Source organism: Dellaglioa sp. CoH-57-MRSF-18, from assembly GCF_056781995.1.
In genome coordinates, this window is record NZ_JBXAXX010000001.1 from 39,129 (window position 1) to 56,985 (window position 17,857).

15 protein-coding genes are annotated in these 17,857 nt (G+C 31.9%); 5 read left to right on the forward strand and 10 right to left on the reverse strand.

Translation table 11 applies throughout. The features are described 5' to 3' along the window. Positions 1–43: 43 nt before the first annotated feature. Positions 44–898, reverse strand: a complete 855-nt coding sequence (locus AC1RPG_RS00190) for a hypothetical protein (protein WP_481760874.1) — start codon at positions 896–898, stop codon at positions 44–46. A gap of 189 nt (positions 899–1,087) precedes the next feature. Here AC1RPG_RS00190 and AC1RPG_RS00195 point away from each other — a divergent pair, with 189 nt between their 5' ends. Together AC1RPG_RS00195 and AC1RPG_RS00200 are read left to right on the forward strand one after the other, a co-directional pair. Then, on the forward strand, positions 1,088–1,912 hold the full coding sequence (locus AC1RPG_RS00195) for a helix-turn-helix domain-containing protein (protein WP_481760875.1): 825 nt from the start codon (positions 1,088–1,090) through the stop codon (positions 1,910–1,912). 77 nt (positions 1,913–1,989) lie between these two features. After that, positions 1,990–2,406, forward strand: coding sequence for a hypothetical protein (locus AC1RPG_RS00200; protein WP_481760876.1), 417 nt, complete (start codon positions 1,990–1,992; stop codon positions 2,404–2,406). A 313-nt stretch (positions 2,407–2,719) separates the two neighbouring features. Here AC1RPG_RS00200 and AC1RPG_RS00205 read toward each other — a convergent pair whose 3' ends face one another. The 6 genes from AC1RPG_RS00205 to AC1RPG_RS00230 all read right to left on the reverse strand — a co-directional run bounded on the left by AC1RPG_RS00205 (position 2,720) and on the right by AC1RPG_RS00230 (position 8,206). After that, on the reverse strand, positions 2,720–3,346 hold the full coding sequence (locus tag AC1RPG_RS00205; RefSeq protein ID WP_481760877.1) for a hypothetical protein: 627 nt from the start codon (positions 3,344–3,346) through the stop codon (positions 2,720–2,722). Positions 3,347–3,350: 4 nt separating this feature from the next. After that, on the reverse strand, positions 3,351–4,079 hold the full coding sequence (locus AC1RPG_RS00210; protein ID WP_481760878.1) for a DapH/DapD/GlmU-related protein: 729 nt from the start codon (positions 4,077–4,079) through the stop codon (positions 3,351–3,353). Next, a complete protein-coding gene (locus AC1RPG_RS00215; protein ID WP_481760879.1) occupies positions 4,069–4,953 on the reverse strand; it encodes a glycosyltransferase in 885 nt (294 codons plus the stop codon). Before AC1RPG_RS00215 ends, AC1RPG_RS00210 begins: the two co-directional genes overlap by 11 nt. After that, positions 4,940–6,190, reverse strand: coding sequence for a PTS sugar transporter subunit IIC (locus AC1RPG_RS00220; protein WP_481760880.1), 1,251 nt, complete (start codon positions 6,188–6,190; stop codon positions 4,940–4,942). Before AC1RPG_RS00220 ends, AC1RPG_RS00215 begins: the two co-directional genes overlap by 14 nt. Then, positions 6,191–6,913, reverse strand: a complete 723-nt coding sequence (locus tag AC1RPG_RS00225) for an HAD-IIB family hydrolase (protein WP_481760881.1) — start codon at positions 6,911–6,913, stop codon at positions 6,191–6,193. A 573-nt stretch (positions 6,914–7,486) separates the two neighbouring features. Next, entirely contained in the window at positions 7,487–8,206 is a 720-nt protein-coding gene (locus AC1RPG_RS00230; protein ID WP_481760882.1) for a GntR family transcriptional regulator, read from the reverse strand. Between the two features lie 162 nt (positions 8,207–8,368). Here AC1RPG_RS00230 and AC1RPG_RS00235 point away from each other — a divergent pair, with 162 nt between their 5' ends. The 3 genes from AC1RPG_RS00235 to AC1RPG_RS00245 are packed head-to-tail and all read left to right on the forward strand — an operon-like array spanning position 8,369 to position 13,700. Continuing rightward, complete coding sequence (locus AC1RPG_RS00235; protein ID WP_481760883.1) at positions 8,369–9,718, forward strand: PTS sugar transporter subunit IIC; 1,350 nt, start codon at positions 8,369–8,371, stop codon at positions 9,716–9,718. A gap of 36 nt (positions 9,719–9,754) precedes the next feature. Next, complete coding sequence (locus AC1RPG_RS00240) at positions 9,755–12,388, forward strand: glycoside hydrolase family 38 N-terminal domain-containing protein (protein WP_481760884.1); 2,634 nt, start codon at positions 9,755–9,757, stop codon at positions 12,386–12,388. Positions 12,389–12,422: 34 nt separating this feature from the next. After that, on the forward strand, positions 12,423–13,700 hold the full coding sequence (locus AC1RPG_RS00245; protein ID WP_481760885.1) for a glycoside hydrolase family 125 protein: 1,278 nt from the start codon (positions 12,423–12,425) through the stop codon (positions 13,698–13,700). A gap of 75 nt (positions 13,701–13,775) precedes the next feature. On the opposite strand, the gene AC1RPG_RS00250 is transcribed toward AC1RPG_RS00245, so the two are convergent. The 3 genes from AC1RPG_RS00250 to AC1RPG_RS00260 form a co-directional block, all read right to left on the reverse strand. After that, positions 13,776–15,197, reverse strand: a complete 1,422-nt coding sequence (locus AC1RPG_RS00250; RefSeq protein ID WP_481760886.1) for an AcpB/EbpR/MafR family transcriptional regulator — start codon at positions 15,195–15,197, stop codon at positions 13,776–13,778. 513 nt (positions 15,198–15,710) lie between these two features. Next, positions 15,711–16,022, reverse strand: a complete 312-nt coding sequence (locus AC1RPG_RS00255) for a helix-turn-helix domain-containing protein (protein WP_481760887.1) — start codon at positions 16,020–16,022, stop codon at positions 15,711–15,713. A gap of 277 nt (positions 16,023–16,299) precedes the next feature. Continuing rightward, positions 16,300–17,706: a C69 family dipeptidase gene (locus AC1RPG_RS00260; RefSeq protein ID WP_481760888.1), complete on the reverse strand. Its 1,407-nt coding sequence runs from the start codon at positions 17,704–17,706 to the stop codon at positions 16,300–16,302. Positions 17,707–17,857: the final 151 nt, after the last annotated feature.

Below are 17,857 nucleotides of genomic sequence, written 5' to 3' on the forward strand. Positions count from 1 at the left end.
AAACAACTGGTATTCAGAAATTAATCTGAACATCAGTTGCTTTTTATTTTTTATTACGACCAATTAACCAGAATACTAGACCAACAGCAAGTAAAATTAAACTACCCACTAACATGGTATTAAATGTGTCACTGATATAATTATTCACAATATCAGTAAAAACAGAAGCTTTACTAGACACAATACCAATTAGGCCACTGTACAAGGCAATTGCAGAACCAATTGAAACTAGAACACCACTCCAGATTGCACTGAATCCGACGTATTTAAGCGGTATAAAGAATGCCCGATTAATAGCCAGTAAGAGTAGCGCAAAAATAACAGAAGCTATTAAACTATACATAAAGGCTGTTTGGACTATTACTTTTACCGAACTAACTGTACTAGCAATTTTTGAAAGATATGGCGTTTGGATATTATTCGTCAAATATTCACTTAAATTACTTTTAAAAGTTGCGACAATCCCATCAATTTTAGCGCTAACCAACGGATTTGATGTGTCCGTTTTTTTCATAACGTTGCTAGCAACTTGATTGGTAATCTCAGTTGGATTGATGACAGTTTGTTTTCCAGCATATACGTTACTAAAACTATTTTTCGCAATGTTAGTAACTTGTTGATTCGTTAAAGCATCTTTAACAGCTGACGTTGGCACATCATTTAATGTCGCAATACTTGAAATACCATCATTCATCTGTCGTGTCACAAGTGTCACGTTCGAATCTGTTAAAATTTTTTCTTCAGTATAAGTTTGATTCAAAACGGTTATTTTTAAGACACTTGTCACAAATAGTACGATTAAACTAAGGCTCAAGAAGAAAGATATCCAGCCGTTTAGACCTTTATGGTTGTCTATCTGATAGGTCTCAGTATGTTGCTTTTGGAATTCTGCACGCATGATTCTATCCCCTTTTGTTAATTCTCAAATTATTTAAATTTTAACATTCAATTGTAGGTTAATTGTACGCGACATGATTGAAAAATGGTAGTTTGATTTATTAATCATGAAATTTTATCATTATGCCCCATTATGTTATTATCCCAGTAATTACTGTTTAACTTTTTCAAACTAGAAAGAGGTTATATCATGCCTAATAGCTTAGGATTAATTTTAAAAGAAACTCGCCAATCGCTACACTTAACTCAAAAAGAAGTTTCCAAAGATATTTGTGCGCAATCGATGCTTAGTGCTATTGAAAATAATAAATACATACCTAATGCACAGCTCTTAATCCAACTATGTCATAAATTATCGATTACTTTAGACCAAATAAGTCTTCTGGAAAATTTTGATATCAGTTCAGAAAATGAATTCAATGAACGTGTATCTAAGTTATGTAATCAACACCAATACAAAGAGTTACTCCAGTTTCTAAATAAAGAAACGGTTACCAATAATTTAAAAACGGATAAGCAACTTCAGGCATACTATTATTATATCGGTATTGCAACTCTACATACTGAAAATAAATTGATTGCTACCGAAAAATATATTAAGTTGTCCCTTGCTTCCAGTAATAAAATTCTGCCAGATACCCTTACCCGACTTGGTACCGTCTCTTTGGCCTTTATATATGCAAAGCAAAATTTACAAAATAAGGCTGAGAAATATATTGATCAGACTTTTATGGACTTTAATAAATTATTTTATGAAGAAAATCAAAATATTTTATTCTATTTGACAGCACTTATTTATTTTAAGCTCAATAATTTAACAATGTCTCTTAATTGGATAAACAAGTCTGTTAAATTCGCTACTGATCATAACTCACACTATATGTTAGCCAACTCTTTTTATTTAATGGCTCAAATTGCAAAAAGAGCAGAAGATAAAGATAATTTTTTAGCCGCTACTGAAAAGCAACAGCTACTAACTGGCCTTTTTAATGAACAAATTTATAAAAATATTTAGAATATCAGAATACTGATTTTTAATTTTTACTCAAATTGGATAGGATGAAGTCATCAAATAAAAGGAGGTTTCATCCTATGGAAAAACCACTATTTTCAAATGTTATTTCAATCAAATCAAGTAAAGAAAAAATCGCGTTGTTTTTAAAAAATCCGGAAACTTTACTGAAATGGATACCTGATATTATTCAGGTACAGCCAATTGACAACAATAAATTCAATATTCACAGAACAGATTCTGCTTTGAATAAAAATGAGGAAATTTCTGTTAGTTCAGAAAATGATACAATCTACTATGAAAGTACCGGAGGAAAACTCGAATACACTCTAATTTTTAATTTGACTAGTAAAAATGCAACAACATTATTAGAAGAAAATTTTTACTTGTCTGAAAATGATCATTCACATTTACCATTAAAATTACTCATGCCAATCGCTAAACATGCCTTTAATTCAAACTTACAAAGCTTTAAACGAATAATTGAAAACAACTAAAAAAGAGATTCCTGCAAGGAGTATGGCTAATTTTTGTTACTTCTTGGTAGCTTGTAAAATTAATCCGAACGCTGTTCGGACAAAAAAGGTCAGCTTCCTTTAAAATGGTGTTTACCACAAACACACTTTCTAGGAACTGATCTTTTGTCTAGTATAACCTAATCTGAACGAATTAAAATTGAAACTTTCTGTGAGTTAGAACTATCTAATTCTGAAATGACCATCATTTAAACCGTTCACCAGGTTTCAAATTATAGTTGCAGCGCCTTAATGATTTCAACTTTTTTAAACTATATAATATAGATTTTTGTTTCTAAAAATCGTTATAAAAAACAAATTTAACACCATCATAGCTGCCTTTCAAGAGAAAAATTTCAAATTCTTTTACACAAACGTTAATATATTGTTCTACATCCTCTTTTTTAAGTAAACCTGGAAAGTCTTCGATAGACATATCATCAAAATCAGCATCCAAGTCTTCAATAATTTCACTAATATCACGATCAATTATTTCGTTGACCCCAGTCGATAAGTATTTGTTATTTTTCAAAGTTACCAGTTTATATTGTTTTATCAGAATACCATTATAATAGTGAAAGTCTAAATAGAATCTTCGTAGCGCTTCATCCTTACTATAACTCATGTTTTCTAAAATATATTTTTTATAAACAGTTTTTAGCCAAATATCATCAGATATAAGATGAAGATAATATCCTAGTTGAAACGTATTCAAACATGTTCCATACTCCTCTAGAAACATGTTTGGAAACATATCATGTTCTCCATCTTCGCGTTTCACCATAAAGTGCGTAAGCTCTTTGGGTGTTCTCGAATTTTTGTTAACATCTGGAGTAATACTTCCAATTAAAAAATCATTTCCAAACCCATGCTTATTATTTATTACTTGTGCAATTGATAAATGCATTATTCTTGATCCCATTTGTCTAACATCCTTTTTTTACTGTGTGAGTATAATAATCTTGTAAGTATAATTTACTGTCATTTGCATAAAAACCCTCTTTAATCATGAGATGTGGCAACGCAACACAATTTTTCCCCATTGTAACACCTGGATATGTCATAGTGTAAGCTCCAATGCGACAGTGATCACCTATAATGGCTCCAAATTTTGAACTTGTTTTTAAATATGTTTTATCATCGAAAAAAATTTTTTTTGTTTTATGCCATCCAGTCGCGTCAATTTCATCATACAAGTTAAAGCTGGAAGTCGACGCATAAGCTGAAAAGTTTACATCACTTCCAATAAAAGACCGCGTTATTGTATTAAAGTGTGCAATATGCGTATCATCCAGAATCACACTATTAATAATCTCCGAGGAATGCCCAATTATAGTATTTTCCCCAATATAACAGCCACCTCGAATAAATGCACTTTTCCCAATCAATGCATTGTCTTTGATGACTGCTGGGCCTTTGATGTAAGCAAACCCCTGAATAATAACATTTTCACCGATATACACATTCCCCTCAATAATTGCACTCTTTGATATTTGGCTACTATTTGCAGTGTATGAATGATTTAATCTAGTTAGATCCACATAATTAAAATTATCCAAAAAATCAACAACAGTTTGCTTCAACATACCATTACGCAATCTCTCATCATTAACGTCTATAAAATTGTGTAAATCAACAACGTTCTTAGTTTTCATTATTTCCACCAGCTTTACTCAACTCTCCATTTAATAATTCCGTTTTAGTTCCAATCCAAGTTCTAATTGAGCTTAAACCATATTTATTGAACATATATTTTCTTTTCCTTAGCGTATATTTTTTAGCTTCTTCGGTGCTTACTGTATTTTTATTTTTTTCATGTGGATAGTGAACTGCAATCGCAGATCTATCAAGGATAAATCTAATATGATGCACAAATGCGTTAATAGCGAAATCTGCATCCTCTCCACCATAAGTTGTGTAAGCCTCATCGAATCCTCCGATTCTTTGATAGGCATCTTTTGATATTCCAATATTACATGACCAACCAATTACCCATGGTGCTGGCCACTTAGACAAATCATCTCCCATTGACTGGTATACTGATTCACGGCGATCATACGCATTTAAATTCAATAATACTTGAATCGTGCCATCGACATCCGCCGCATTAAAGTTATCAATAATTGCCTGTTTATATTTATCATGATCATCAAATCCCGCAACATAACCAATCACAAAACTATTTTCATTATTTACTAAAATTCTATGGTACTCACTCACAAATGTACTACAAACTGCAATACCAGCATCAATAAATACGAGATATTTACCCCCAGAGATATTTGCTCCAGCATTTCTCGCTTCAGAAACCTTAAATCCATTATCCGACTGATAATAGTACTTAATATTCAGTGATGTCTCAAATGCCTTAACAATTGAGATTGTTTCTTCAGACGATCCATCATCGACAACTATTACTTCAAAAGTCGTATTATTCAGTTTTTGTTTAAGTAGTGACTGCAAACTAATTTCAAGTAATTTATTCCGATTGTAGGTTGGAATGATTACGGATATATCAAAATTTTCCATTACTATGCGCTCCCTTTAAGACTAACTTAGTGCTATTATTTTCGTACAGCTTTAAAAACGGTGTGTAAACAACAAAAGACATAATGATAATTACGATTTGAAACACAACATATTTATAACTTCCTAGCAAAAAGCCTGAAATTAATGGTGGTGTTATCCACGGAAGAATGACACCGTTAAACGGCGGAATAACTCCATATAGAATACAAAGATATAAAGACATTCCGGTAATAACTGGAATAAAAATGAACGGTACTACCATGTATGGATTCAATACAATTGGTAGTCCAAAAACTATTGGTTCGTTAATATTAAATAAACAAGGTACAAAAGCACCTAATCCTAGCTTGCGATTACCTGACTCTTTTGAAAAAATAATCATTGATAGAATAAGCCCTATACTAATACCGCTTCCTGTCATAGTAATAAATTGATTTAAAAACTGTTGAGTTACTATATGCGCTCCATTCACTATTGTTAGATTATGGTGTGCTGCTATAATCGACTGGTTTTCAATAGTATTTGTCAATAAAATCGGTGTTATTACTCCACCAATAACGGAATTACCGTGAATGCCAAAAAACCAAAAAACTGAAATCAATGCCGAGATAGAAATCACACCAAAAAACGTGTCCGATAAGTTTTGTAAAGGAAGCTGCAAAAGAGTATAAATAGTCTCTACGAAGGTTCTTTTTATGATAAATTGAAATACAAATTGAACGACACCTATAACAATAAAACAACAAAACATCGGAATTAAAGACTCAAAAGCTATTCCAACATTACTCGGTAAATCTTTAAAAACTTTATTTCCAATCCTTAAGTTAACAATCTTTTCAAAGAAAATAGGGATGAGTATTCCGATTAACATCGCTGCAATAATCCCCTTGCTTCCAATCCAATCAATGGTTATATTCTTTACTATTTTTACATTTTCTGCTCCACAAAGAACTAAAAATGAAATTAGTGCGGTAATAGTTGTTTCTAGTTTTAATTTTTCGTTTTTAGTCATCGAAAAAGCAATTCCTAAACAACTTACTACACCTAAAATGTTGAACGAAAAAGTAATCAATCGATTCATTAAGACTTTCAAATCGGGATTAATATCAAATTGTACAAGAATAATGAAAATAGAACTTACAATTGTAATGGGGATGGTATATATCATCCCATCTTTGATTCCAGTCAAAATTCTGGAATTGAAGAAACGATTAGTTGCCGATGTAAGCGATTTCATTTATTCTACTTCTTTCTTCACATAATTACTTATATCACTGTATACATTTATTAAATATCTAGCAGCAGTCTTGACAGGCAACGGACTATCATTATAAGTAAATGACTTATTAATGCTTTGAAGCATTGTTATATCATTATAATCATCTCCGACAGAATACACATTATTAATATTTACTTTTTTTATGTTAACCAACCAATTAATTGCAGTACTCTTATCAATACCCACACGCGTAATGTCTAAGTATTTTCCATTGCGATTGAAATTCAATATTCTTTTCGTTGCTATTTTCTCACTTATAGCATTGATAATTTTAGTACTTGCTACGACAGTAATTGAACAAATATTATCCGAGCTAGGATTTAATTTATCGAAACTACGTAATTCATTGTCACTACTTGAAATCATAATTCGTTCGATTGAACTCAAGTATTTATTAATTATTTCTTTTATCGCATTGATCTGCTCCCCGTTCAGATAGAATGCTTTAATAATCTGACCTCTACTATCAATTACTATTGAGCCATTTGATGCTAGAGCGTAGTTAAACTCAGGTAGACCATATTTTTCTTTCGCATTGACTATCGATTTTGGAGATCTTCCGGTGGCCACAACAAAGAGATCATTTTCTTTGTTGTGTTTCGCAATAGTCTCTCTTGTATTCTTATCTACAAAGTCACCTCTCAAAATCGTTCCATCAAAATCACTAACTAGCATATTCATTTAATCACCCCTACATATTATTTCCGCGAACCAAATCTTTTTAACCCCCATATCATTTTTACTCCTACACAGTTCGCTACACCCACATTATTTACCTAATGTCTAGATATTTCAAGGGAATTTTTTTATATATGTTATTTTGAGATTTTGAATCAGTATTAAATAACCACTCGGTTCAATTTTAATACCGCTCAGATTTAAAGATTAACTGATTATTCTTTTAAAAAGGGCTCTTTGTCAACTGGTGTTGGTGGCGGAATACTAAGGTATTTGTCGAAAGACAGATGCCTTTTCTTATGCAAAATTAATTCAATTCGGGTAAAGAAATGCTGGTTATTTTTGAATCCATAACAATTACGTTTAAGGTAGATTGTGAAAAACTATAATCGTTTTCTATTTCTTCTTGTCTTATTATCATTGTTGCATCCTCCTTTCCATACTTTATTTATTACTTCAACACATATCGCGTATTGTCCCACAATATCACTGCTAGTTACGATCACAAACTACTCTACTTTATGCTATCCTATTTTAAAATCGGTTAAAAAAAAGTATATTGCAGGAATCTCTTTTTTAGTTGTTTTTATTTAAATGAACATCTAAGACAAATTTATTATGATTGCTCACAAATCTTGACGTCGAATATTCAAAGGCGCGGCCTTTTTGATCATAAGCGATTTGATCAATTACAAAAATTGGACTATCCAAGGAAACTTCTAAAACTTGACTAGTTTCTTTGTTTGCTGGTTCAGCATAAACCACTCGTCTTGCATCTGTTAACTGTAAGTTCGCGTGACTCCCTAAATAGTCATACACGGATCCTGATAATACCTTTTCATCGATAGGCGCAATTGAGACCGGCATCACTGAGTGCTCAAAACTATAGACCTTTTTATTAATCAATCTAACCCTTTTAATTTCATAAACTGGATCATTAGATAATATTTGTAGATTTTTTTGTTCTATTTCTGTTGGTAATCGGGCATTAAAATGTATTAATTTACTTGATATTTTTTGATCTCGATGTGAATATGTGACACCAACAGGTAAATCTAGAGGCAACATCTCCGTAGATTGACTATCCATTCTTGGTCGCACATACGTCCCTGACCCTTGCTTACTATAAACTAATCCTTCATCAATTAGTAAATTTAATGATTTTTTTAACGTTAATCTAGAAACTTGGTATTTTTCGGTTAATATTTCTTGAGTTGGCAGTAAAGCCCCGGCACGATAATGATTTGTTAAAATATCTCGTTTAATATCTGAGTATATTTCTCGATATCTGTACATTTGTCTACCTCATTTCTATACATTTGTATATACATATTATATTATATAATTTAATTTGTAAACACGTTTCATTTAAATATGTATTTACAAATTAAAAAGATGTTGTTATACTTTGTTTATAGAAAGCGCTTTCTATAAACAAAATTAAAAGGAGTCTTTATTATGCATTTTAACTTAGAAAAAATCCAGGGGCCACTCTTAAAAGTTTCAGCATGGGTTGAAAGAAATACCATTTTACAAGCTATTAAGAATGCCTTTGTTAGAACAATTCCGTTTACTGTTGTCGGATCATTCTCAAATCTAATCAAAATGGAACTTGATGCATTAATTAAAGCAAAAGATATTCATAATGTCATTTTAACAAGTATTAGTGACTTATTCGGCTACATTGGTACTGCTACTCTTGGTATTGTTGCACTAATCGTTGTTTTTTCATCAGCATACTCGTATGCAATGGAATTAAAAAAGGACGAAAAAAATAAAGGTTTAAATCCAATTATTGCCACATTATTGGCATTCGCAGCATACTTCGTCATGATTCCTAATAACGTTAACTTTTTGGATAGCAAAGCTAAAGTTGTTGAAGGTTTTTCAACTTCATTCTTTAGTTATGAAGGTATGTTTACAGCCTTAATTGTTGGAATGCTTGCCGTTTCGTTGTTCGCTCGATTCGCAAGAAGTAAGTTCACGATTAAAATGCCTGGTAACGTACCACAAAATGTTTTCGATTCATTTTTCTCATTAATTCCAATTTCCGAAGTACTTATTATTTTTGGTATCGTAAGAATTACAATACAGTCACTTGGCTATGTTTCATTAGTACAAATGATTGCTGATATTGTTATCTCACCAATGTTAAGCGTTGGTGTTGGGCTTCCAGCTATTATTATTGTTATTTTATTAGAACAAATCCTTTGGTTCCTTGGTTTACATGGTTTCAATATCGTCTGGGGCGTTATTTCAGCCTTCTGGTTACCACTATTCCTTAAAAACGTTGCAAAATTTGCTGAAACTCAAAGTTTTGCTGATATTTCAATTTCACCTAATACAATGACAAATGTTTACGCCATGATTGGTGGTTCTGGTGCAACATTTGGTTTAATTATTGCAATGCTGATTTTCACAAATAAAGGTGAAAAAGAGCGAGAAGTTGCAAAACTAGGTTTCATTCCAAGTTGTTTTGGTATTAATGAACCTGTTATTTTCGGTTTACCTATTGTTTTAAATCCACTAATGTTCATTCCATGGATTGTTGTACCTGTCACAAATGCAATTATTGCATATGTTGTAACTTCAATCGGTTGGGTTGTACCTCTTGTAGTTTTAAATTCTGGTAATGAACCTATTTTCATTAGCACTTGGGTATTAGGTGCATTCCATCTAAGCCCAGTCGTTTTAACTGCTGTTTTAGTTGTCTTAGATACTGCACTATATGCTCCATTTGTTATTATCAACCAACGCCATGAACGTGCAGAAGCAAGAAAATTGGATGCAGACATGGTTACAGAATAATCTGAATTTAATTCAAGAGAAGAAAGGGTGTTTCATTTGAAACAGATTCATGCAATCGCACATACTCATTGGGATTTTGAATGGTATTTTACACGTCAAGAGGCTCGAATTCAATTTGCCTTCCATATGGACGAAGCTTTTGAGGCATTATCTAAAAATGAACTAGATTATTATCTATTAGATGGACAGATGTCAATTATTGATGATTATCTAAATACAGCTCCAGAAAAAGAAGATCTTATCAAAAAATATGTTTCTATGGGTCGTTTACTCATTGGACCTTGGTATACTCAAATTGATGAAATGGTTACTTCTGGAGAATCTATTGTTCGCAATATCAGAATTGGATCAAAGCTAGCTGACAATTTAGGTGGCGTAATGAAAGTTGGGTATCTCCCAGATTCATTTGGACAAGGACAAGATATGCCAAAAATATATAATGGATTTGGTATTAATAGCACCGTTTTCTGGCGTGGGTTCCCTACAGAAAACGATTCCCGCTATTTTTACTGGACAAGTAATGACTCCTCCAAAGTTTTAGTTGCTAATATTAAAAATGGCTATTATGCAGGTGTAGATTTAGTTGAAAATGATAACTTTTTCGATTTAACGGAGAAAATCTCAACGAATACTACATCTGACAATCTTGTTTTACCAATTGGTGGCGACCAGCGAGCTATCGATCATAATTTAAAAGATAGACTTGCAACTGCTAATAGTGTTCTTTTACAATCTGATTCTGTTATTCAAGAAAGTACGTATCCAAAATTTTTTGATGCATTAGCTAAGGAGTCCAATTTACCATCATTTAATGGAGAATTCATTGATCCATCAGATTCTAAAATACATCGAGGAATCTATTCTTCTCGTTACGATTTAAAACAGCTTTACGATAAATTAGAACGGAGAATGACTTATGAAGTCGAGCCTTTAATGGCTATTGCTACACATCAGGGTATATCTGAAAAGCAAGGTTTAATTGATGATATTTGGAAGACTATTGCCCGTGGACAAGCTCATGATAGTTCCGGTGGCTGTAACAGTGATAAAACAAATCAAGATATCTTACATCGTGGAATTGTGGCAGATCAATTATCTCTTTCACTCAAAGATTATCTACTTCGTAAACTAAGTATTTCTATTTCAGATAAAAAACAATTAAATTTATTTGCTTGGAATCCACTTCCTTTACCAGTTAATGAAATTCGTGAATTCGAAGTTAGTACTTCTTTTGCTAATTTTAATCTTAAAACAATAGACGGCATTGATGTTCCTTTTGATATTATTTATCAAAAGGAAGAAAATGCAGCAGTTTTACGCCGTGATCAAACTGAAATGACTGATGATTTTTATTATATTACTAAAATTGCTTTTAAAACGATCATATCAGCTACAGATTGGACTGGCTACTGCATTCAGTCCGTCTCTGAAAACAACCCAGTAAATACATTAGAAGTATCTACTGATATTCAAAATGATTTCTACAAAATTTCTTTTGATGACGGGCAATTAAATCTTAAAACAAAGTTTGATAATCACTCATATTCTAATTTTATGACAATTGAAGATAGCGGTGATGAGGGTGATACGTATGACTACTCTCCTGCATTCAAAGATTGGTTATTAACTTTAGATTTTTCAAAATCTGATTCAATAACATTTAAATCAGGAAAATTATATCAAATTATGTCAATTACTGGTTCGTGGACCTTACCAATCAACTTAGAGGAGCGTGCACTAAAAACTAAAACTGGTCGATTAAATTATCAATTAACATTAACATTAACAAAAAATTCTAACGTTATTAAATTTAAGATGCACATTGATAATACTATTCTTGATCATCGTATGCGACTTATTTTAAATACACAATTAACGAATGTCGTTAGCTCGTTCGCAGATACCCCATTTGGTATCATTGAACGTCCTACTGAAGACAAACACCTTAAAGACTGGGAACAAATTGGTTATAAGGAAGAACCAACAAGTATGCGACCAATGATTCATTTCGCTAATTCACATAATAAAGAAGTAAGTTGGTCTTTTCTAACCTTAGGTACGAAAGATTTTCAATTAATTGATAAATCTTTTGATAAATTAGCGATTACATTGTTTAGAGGAGTAGGTTTCTTAGGACGTCCTGACTTAATGCGCCGTCCCTCAGATGCTTCAGGTCTACAAACAAAAATTGTATCAACTCCGGATAGTCAATTAAATAAAGAATTAATATTTGAAGGTGGGCTAGTTGTTGAAGCTGACTTCAAGCCTATTGAACTTCAAAATAAGCATCGCCAATTAAGTCAAAATGAACTTTTCTATCAAGATCAAATAATAAATCGCTTCTCAACACCTTTACAATATTTCATGATGAATCCAGCAAAGACTAACGTTAATCACAATTCAATTATGTCCGTTCAAAATTTAAAGGTCATTATGAGTAGTTTTTCAATATCAGATGATAAAACTGGATTTGAACTTCGTCTTTATAATCCAACTGATAACGTTATCAATCAACCTGGCAATCTCTCATTAAATACTACTTGTAACATTGCTGAACTCGATTTAAATGGTAAAGTTAGCCATTTCATTAATTCAAAAGTTACCACCGTTGATTTACTATCGTTTGGTCCAGGAGAAATTAGAACTTACGGTATCTTTCCAATTAAATAAGTAATTATGATAACTTACGATTTGAGGTATTTAAATGATAAATCAAGAAAAACTAATTAAACAAGTTACGGATTATTCAGAAACAATTTCACTTTCTTCAAAAAAATCTACTGCATTATTTCGTAATGTATTCATTGATACACTAACAAATACGGTTAAAGTACAAAATGATTCAGATATATTCATTGCTACAGGAGATATTCCTGCCATGTGGCTCAGAGATTCGACATTTCAGATACTACCTTATCTTTCACTAACAGATAAGATTCCAGAAATAACATATCTCATCCATGGCGTTATTAATCAACAACTTGCCTATATTAAACATGATCCTTATGCAAATGCATTTAACGAAACTAGTTCTGGTGCACACTACACAGTTGATAAATCAAATATTCCAATATCTGATCTCGTTTGGGAGAGAAAATTTGAAATTGATTCATTATGCGCCCCTATCCATTTGGCATCAGAACTTTATCAAAAATCTGGATATTCAAAACATTTAGACAGTAACTTTTGGCAAACTGTAAAGTTAATTGTGGATACCTTTATTACGGAACAACATCATGAAACTTCCGATTATATTTTTAATCGTTCTAATGGTCCCTCAACAGACACATTGAGTCATGGTGGTAAAGGTGCACCAATTGGGTATACAGGTATGGTTTGGAGTGGTTTCCGCCCAAGTGATGATGCCTGCTTATATGGTTATCATATTCCAGGTAATTGCTATATCATTTGTGTCCTAGATGAGTTGCTTACCTTATCTAAAACACAACCAGCTCCAGTCGAGCTACTTAAAAGAATAAGTCGTCTCCGATCTGAAGTTGAATCTGGAATTGAAAATTTTGGAATCGTATCAGCTCCAAATTCTAATGAAACTATTTTTGCCTATGAGGTTGATGGCTTAGGTAATATCAATTTAATGGACGATGCTAACGTACCTAGTCTATTATCTCTCCCATTTATTGGTTATATTTCACCTGATGACTCTATCTACCAAAAAACGCGTAAATTTATTCTGAGTGATCAAAATCCCTATTATTACTCGGGAAAATATTTAAAAGGGATTGGCAGTCCTCATACACCAAAGGAATATATTTGGCCGATTTCGTTAGCGATGGAGGGATTAACATCAAATAATCCGGAAATTATGCAAAATAATTTAGATATCATTAGTCAAACCGATGATGACACATTACAATGTCATGAAGGAATTAACGTTAATGACCCAAGTCAATTTACTAGAGACTGGTTTTCTTGGGCAAATATGACTTACTGTCAACTTGCTTTACGATATCTGAATATTTAATAATATAGTTAATTTAGAGTAGAGAAATCTACTCTTTTTTTAGGCTTATAACTAATTCAAATCAAAAAAATATTATCATTGAGTATGATAATATTTTTTAAGTATCTCTATTAATTCTTGTTCAACGCCAAGTACATCACTATCCGTCCCTAATCCAGTGATAATATATGTCTCCAGTGCTGAATTCAAATAATTTTTGCTCATAAAATTTGTAATAACTAAATCATAATTCTTAGTAGACTCGTAAACATCTATGTTGACTCGTAAATTAATATTTAATTCCCGACTGGCGTACATCATAAACATTTCCTTAACGCGCTCCTCAGTATTTAAATCCACACCTACCGTTAATAATTTTTCTTTTGCCAATAAACGCGCATTAAAAATTGACATAATCGTCTTGATAAATGAGTCACCATACCTTGAATAAAAGGCATACCATTCGGGATCGCCCTTCGATTCTTCAATCATTGCACTCATGGCATTTTTTACATTTTTAAGAACTAACTCATTATCTTTTCTAAGGCGATAATCTTCCATCATATCTGTACTAGCAGATTTTAAAACGCCGTGAAATAAAAAGGCTTCTGTACAAATTGGATATAAAGACTCACTTAAATCGCCTCCAGCAACCTGAATACCTAAGCTATTCTCAAAGCCATTTTCTAAAAATTCAACAGCTTGTTGCAATTTATTATTATTTTTACGATTAACGGCCACGAAATCATGGGCAACAAAGGTGCTCCATGGTACTGGCACAAAAGCCGTGGTCCAAGCGTAAAGTAGTGCACTTTCAAAATGAATATCAACTTTATGCTTAAACTCTTTAACAATTTCGCCAAATTCTTCTTCAACGCTATCGAACAAAGAATTATTTTTTATCATGTCTTCTAAAACAACTGAAATACTACGATTATCTTGATCGTTAACCATCATTCGTTGACTTGTTACTTTTAACCAAAGCTTTACTCTAACTAAACTACTATCATTCACATTAAAATCAAAATATTCCTCAAACCGTTGGATGACTGCCATAATAATGCCATTTTCACTTGATTGTTCGAATTTAAAATCAATTCCTAAAAACAATGAATAATAAAAAAAGCGAATTTGACTTTCGTTACCTAACATCACACCATGAGAAATTTTCACATGAAATTCTTCTAAAAGAGAATTTAATCGCTTAATCCTTCTAAAAATAGAAGCCTCACTGACATTTAATTTAGTATCTAGATTCTCAACTTTTGCATTACCTTTAGTATAAAAGGCCATTAAAATCTGATAATTTATCGATTTTTTTATATACCGATAAATCGTTTGATTAAAATTCATTTCGCCTTTACCTAATAATTGGACGTTATTTTTTGTAATAATCATGTAGGGTTCATCCCCGGAATTTAAATCTTTATCCAATTGTTGTAAAGCAACTTTTACAGCCGTTTCAGAAACATTTAATTGCTCACGTAATCGTTTTCTTGATAAACCAGTTTCGTTCAAAGCTAATATTTAAATAATTTCGCAAATTAGCCATTCTTGTTTATCGAGAATGTTTTTCTTGTACAAATGCTTACCTCCGAGTATTTCCAATCATTAACATAAATATTTTTTTGAGTTAAATTTTTATCCCCAATACCATACTTAAAAAATAACTTATTCCCCAGAATTATTATCCTCTTTATGTTAACATTTAACCTATTTCATGTCATTTTTTATTCTAATTTCTCTCCAAATACTAACGATATCTTATCTATCATTTAACTTGACATCTAAGTTAAATTAATTCAATTTCCTACTAAAATAACCCTTAACCAGGAAAGTTTCTTGGTTAAGATCTATTATTTGAAGATGACGATCTACCATGGACAATTCTAATTTATTACTATCCAATTTAAAGTTATCGAAAAATTTAAAACCTAAAATAATTGAAATTAATTTAACTAAAGAATACAAAGACAGAAAAATTGTGCATTCTATAAAAAAATAACATAATCCATTATTAATCATTATCATTTATAATTGAATAATTCTAAGAATTGATTTTGATAATTTCTCACGTTTCTCATCTGTTAACGTACTAAAATATTGTAATAATTCTAAAGTAGGTATATCCGAAAACTGTTGCCTACTAAAGAAGTCTGACAATTCCAATTCTAGCGCACTGGCAATATCAGATAATTTATTAATACTGATATTAGCAACGTCCCCTCGTTCAATTCTAGAAATCAAACTAATAGAAACGTTAGACTTTTCAGCAAGCTGCTCAATTGTTAGACTAAGTGCCTTACGTTTTTTTCGAATTAACTGACTTATCGTTTTAACCATTAACTTTCTCCAATCACGAATCTTATTTTACAATAAGTGAAATCAAAGAAAGCTTAAAGATTTTTAAAAACGTTAATTTTAGCAAAAAGCATATTATTATACTTGTTATCATTATAATAAGAATTATATAAACCATATTTAAGTGATCTAAATTTGATTTTTACTAGCATATGAAATGGTACCATATTACTCAAAAGTGCTGCCTAAATCTAGTAATTAAAATAATTGTTACAAAAAAAGTTATCAACTTAATGATAACTTTTCATTTTGTTTATAATTAATCGTTTAAGTTATAACGTAATTTCATTTGTTCGGAACCAGATATAACCATTTCACCTAACAATTGTGTTTGACGTTTTAATGATTCTGTAGCTAACTTATTATTCATTTCTTCTAAAAATGCTGTGATATTTGCTTGTGAACTAACTGCCTTATCAGCAACATTTTGAATTTCATGGTAAGCACTCATTGCTTCAAGTTCAAATGTATTTCGCATATCTACGTAGAAGTCATAATTCGTATCGCCCAACAATGCAGTTGTACAACTGAGCCAATACATATTATTTAAATCAAATTCACCTGTCGCATTTTTATATGATTCTGGTGTGTCATTAACGTTCGCATAGAATGGCACAATTGTATTAAACGTATTTGCACCATAAGCTAACCAGTGAATCCCAGCAATCTCATCAGGTACATCATTACGAACTTGTAATAAATGTACATTATGATTACGGTTAATCCCAATTGGACGGAATCGTGTTTTAATATCTTCTGGCGCACTACCATAAGGATCGTATTCCGTATTTTCAAAATGTGCACTCAAAACAAATTTAACATCTTCAATTGAAATTTTACGATTTGCATGACAAATGAAAGGTAAGTCTTGATCCATTGGATCTTGAATAATTTCAGGATTGAAATATTGTTGACCGTACCATGTACGGGGATTATTGTAGACCGTATCTTTAATTGATGCACTACCAAAGATATGACGTAAATTGTAACCCTCAAAATCAGGATTTAACTTATTATTATCAATTAAGACTTTTAAATCTTCAGAACAAAGTGTGTCTTCTGAATCAAAATCAAACATATCAATATTTCGACGGTTAGGTGCAACAACATAAGCGTCATCCGGAATACGAACAGCTGCCCAATGATGGCCACCGATTGTTTCAAGCCACCAAACACTATCATTATCGGAAAATGCGATACCATTTGGTTCATATGTGCCATGTGTTAAGAGTAAATCGCCTAAACGTTCAACCCCTTCTTTAGCACTATGAATATATGGTAAGACGAGCGTTACAAGATCTTCTTCACCAATTCCACCAGCAGCATAAGGATCAAGCCCTTGAATACGTGGATTACTTGTAATTGTTTCTGTAGCAGACATCGTTACATTATCACTATTGATACCCGCTGCAGGCCAAATTCCGTTTGTTAAAAGTGAGTTTGGAATTGAGGTATAACGCATTGGATTATCTGGTAATTCTACCTTTACACCACTAATAACAGATTGATAATTACGTGGTTGATCTTCAGGTTGTACAACAACAAAACGTTGTGGATCTAAAGCTTCATGCCCATCATCATTTCGAGAAATCATTGTTGAACCGTCGATTGAAGCATTTTTACCAACTAAAATTGATGTACAAGAACCTTGAACTCTTTTTGTCATTTTCCACACACTCCTTATTGATTTTATACTAATAGTATAGCGGTTTTAGCGGTAAATTAAAAGCAGTCTTAACCCCATTTTTGGCGTTAAGACTGGCTCTACAATTTCGTTGACTAAAACTAATTGAAAGCGGTGAAAGGTATGTCCCATA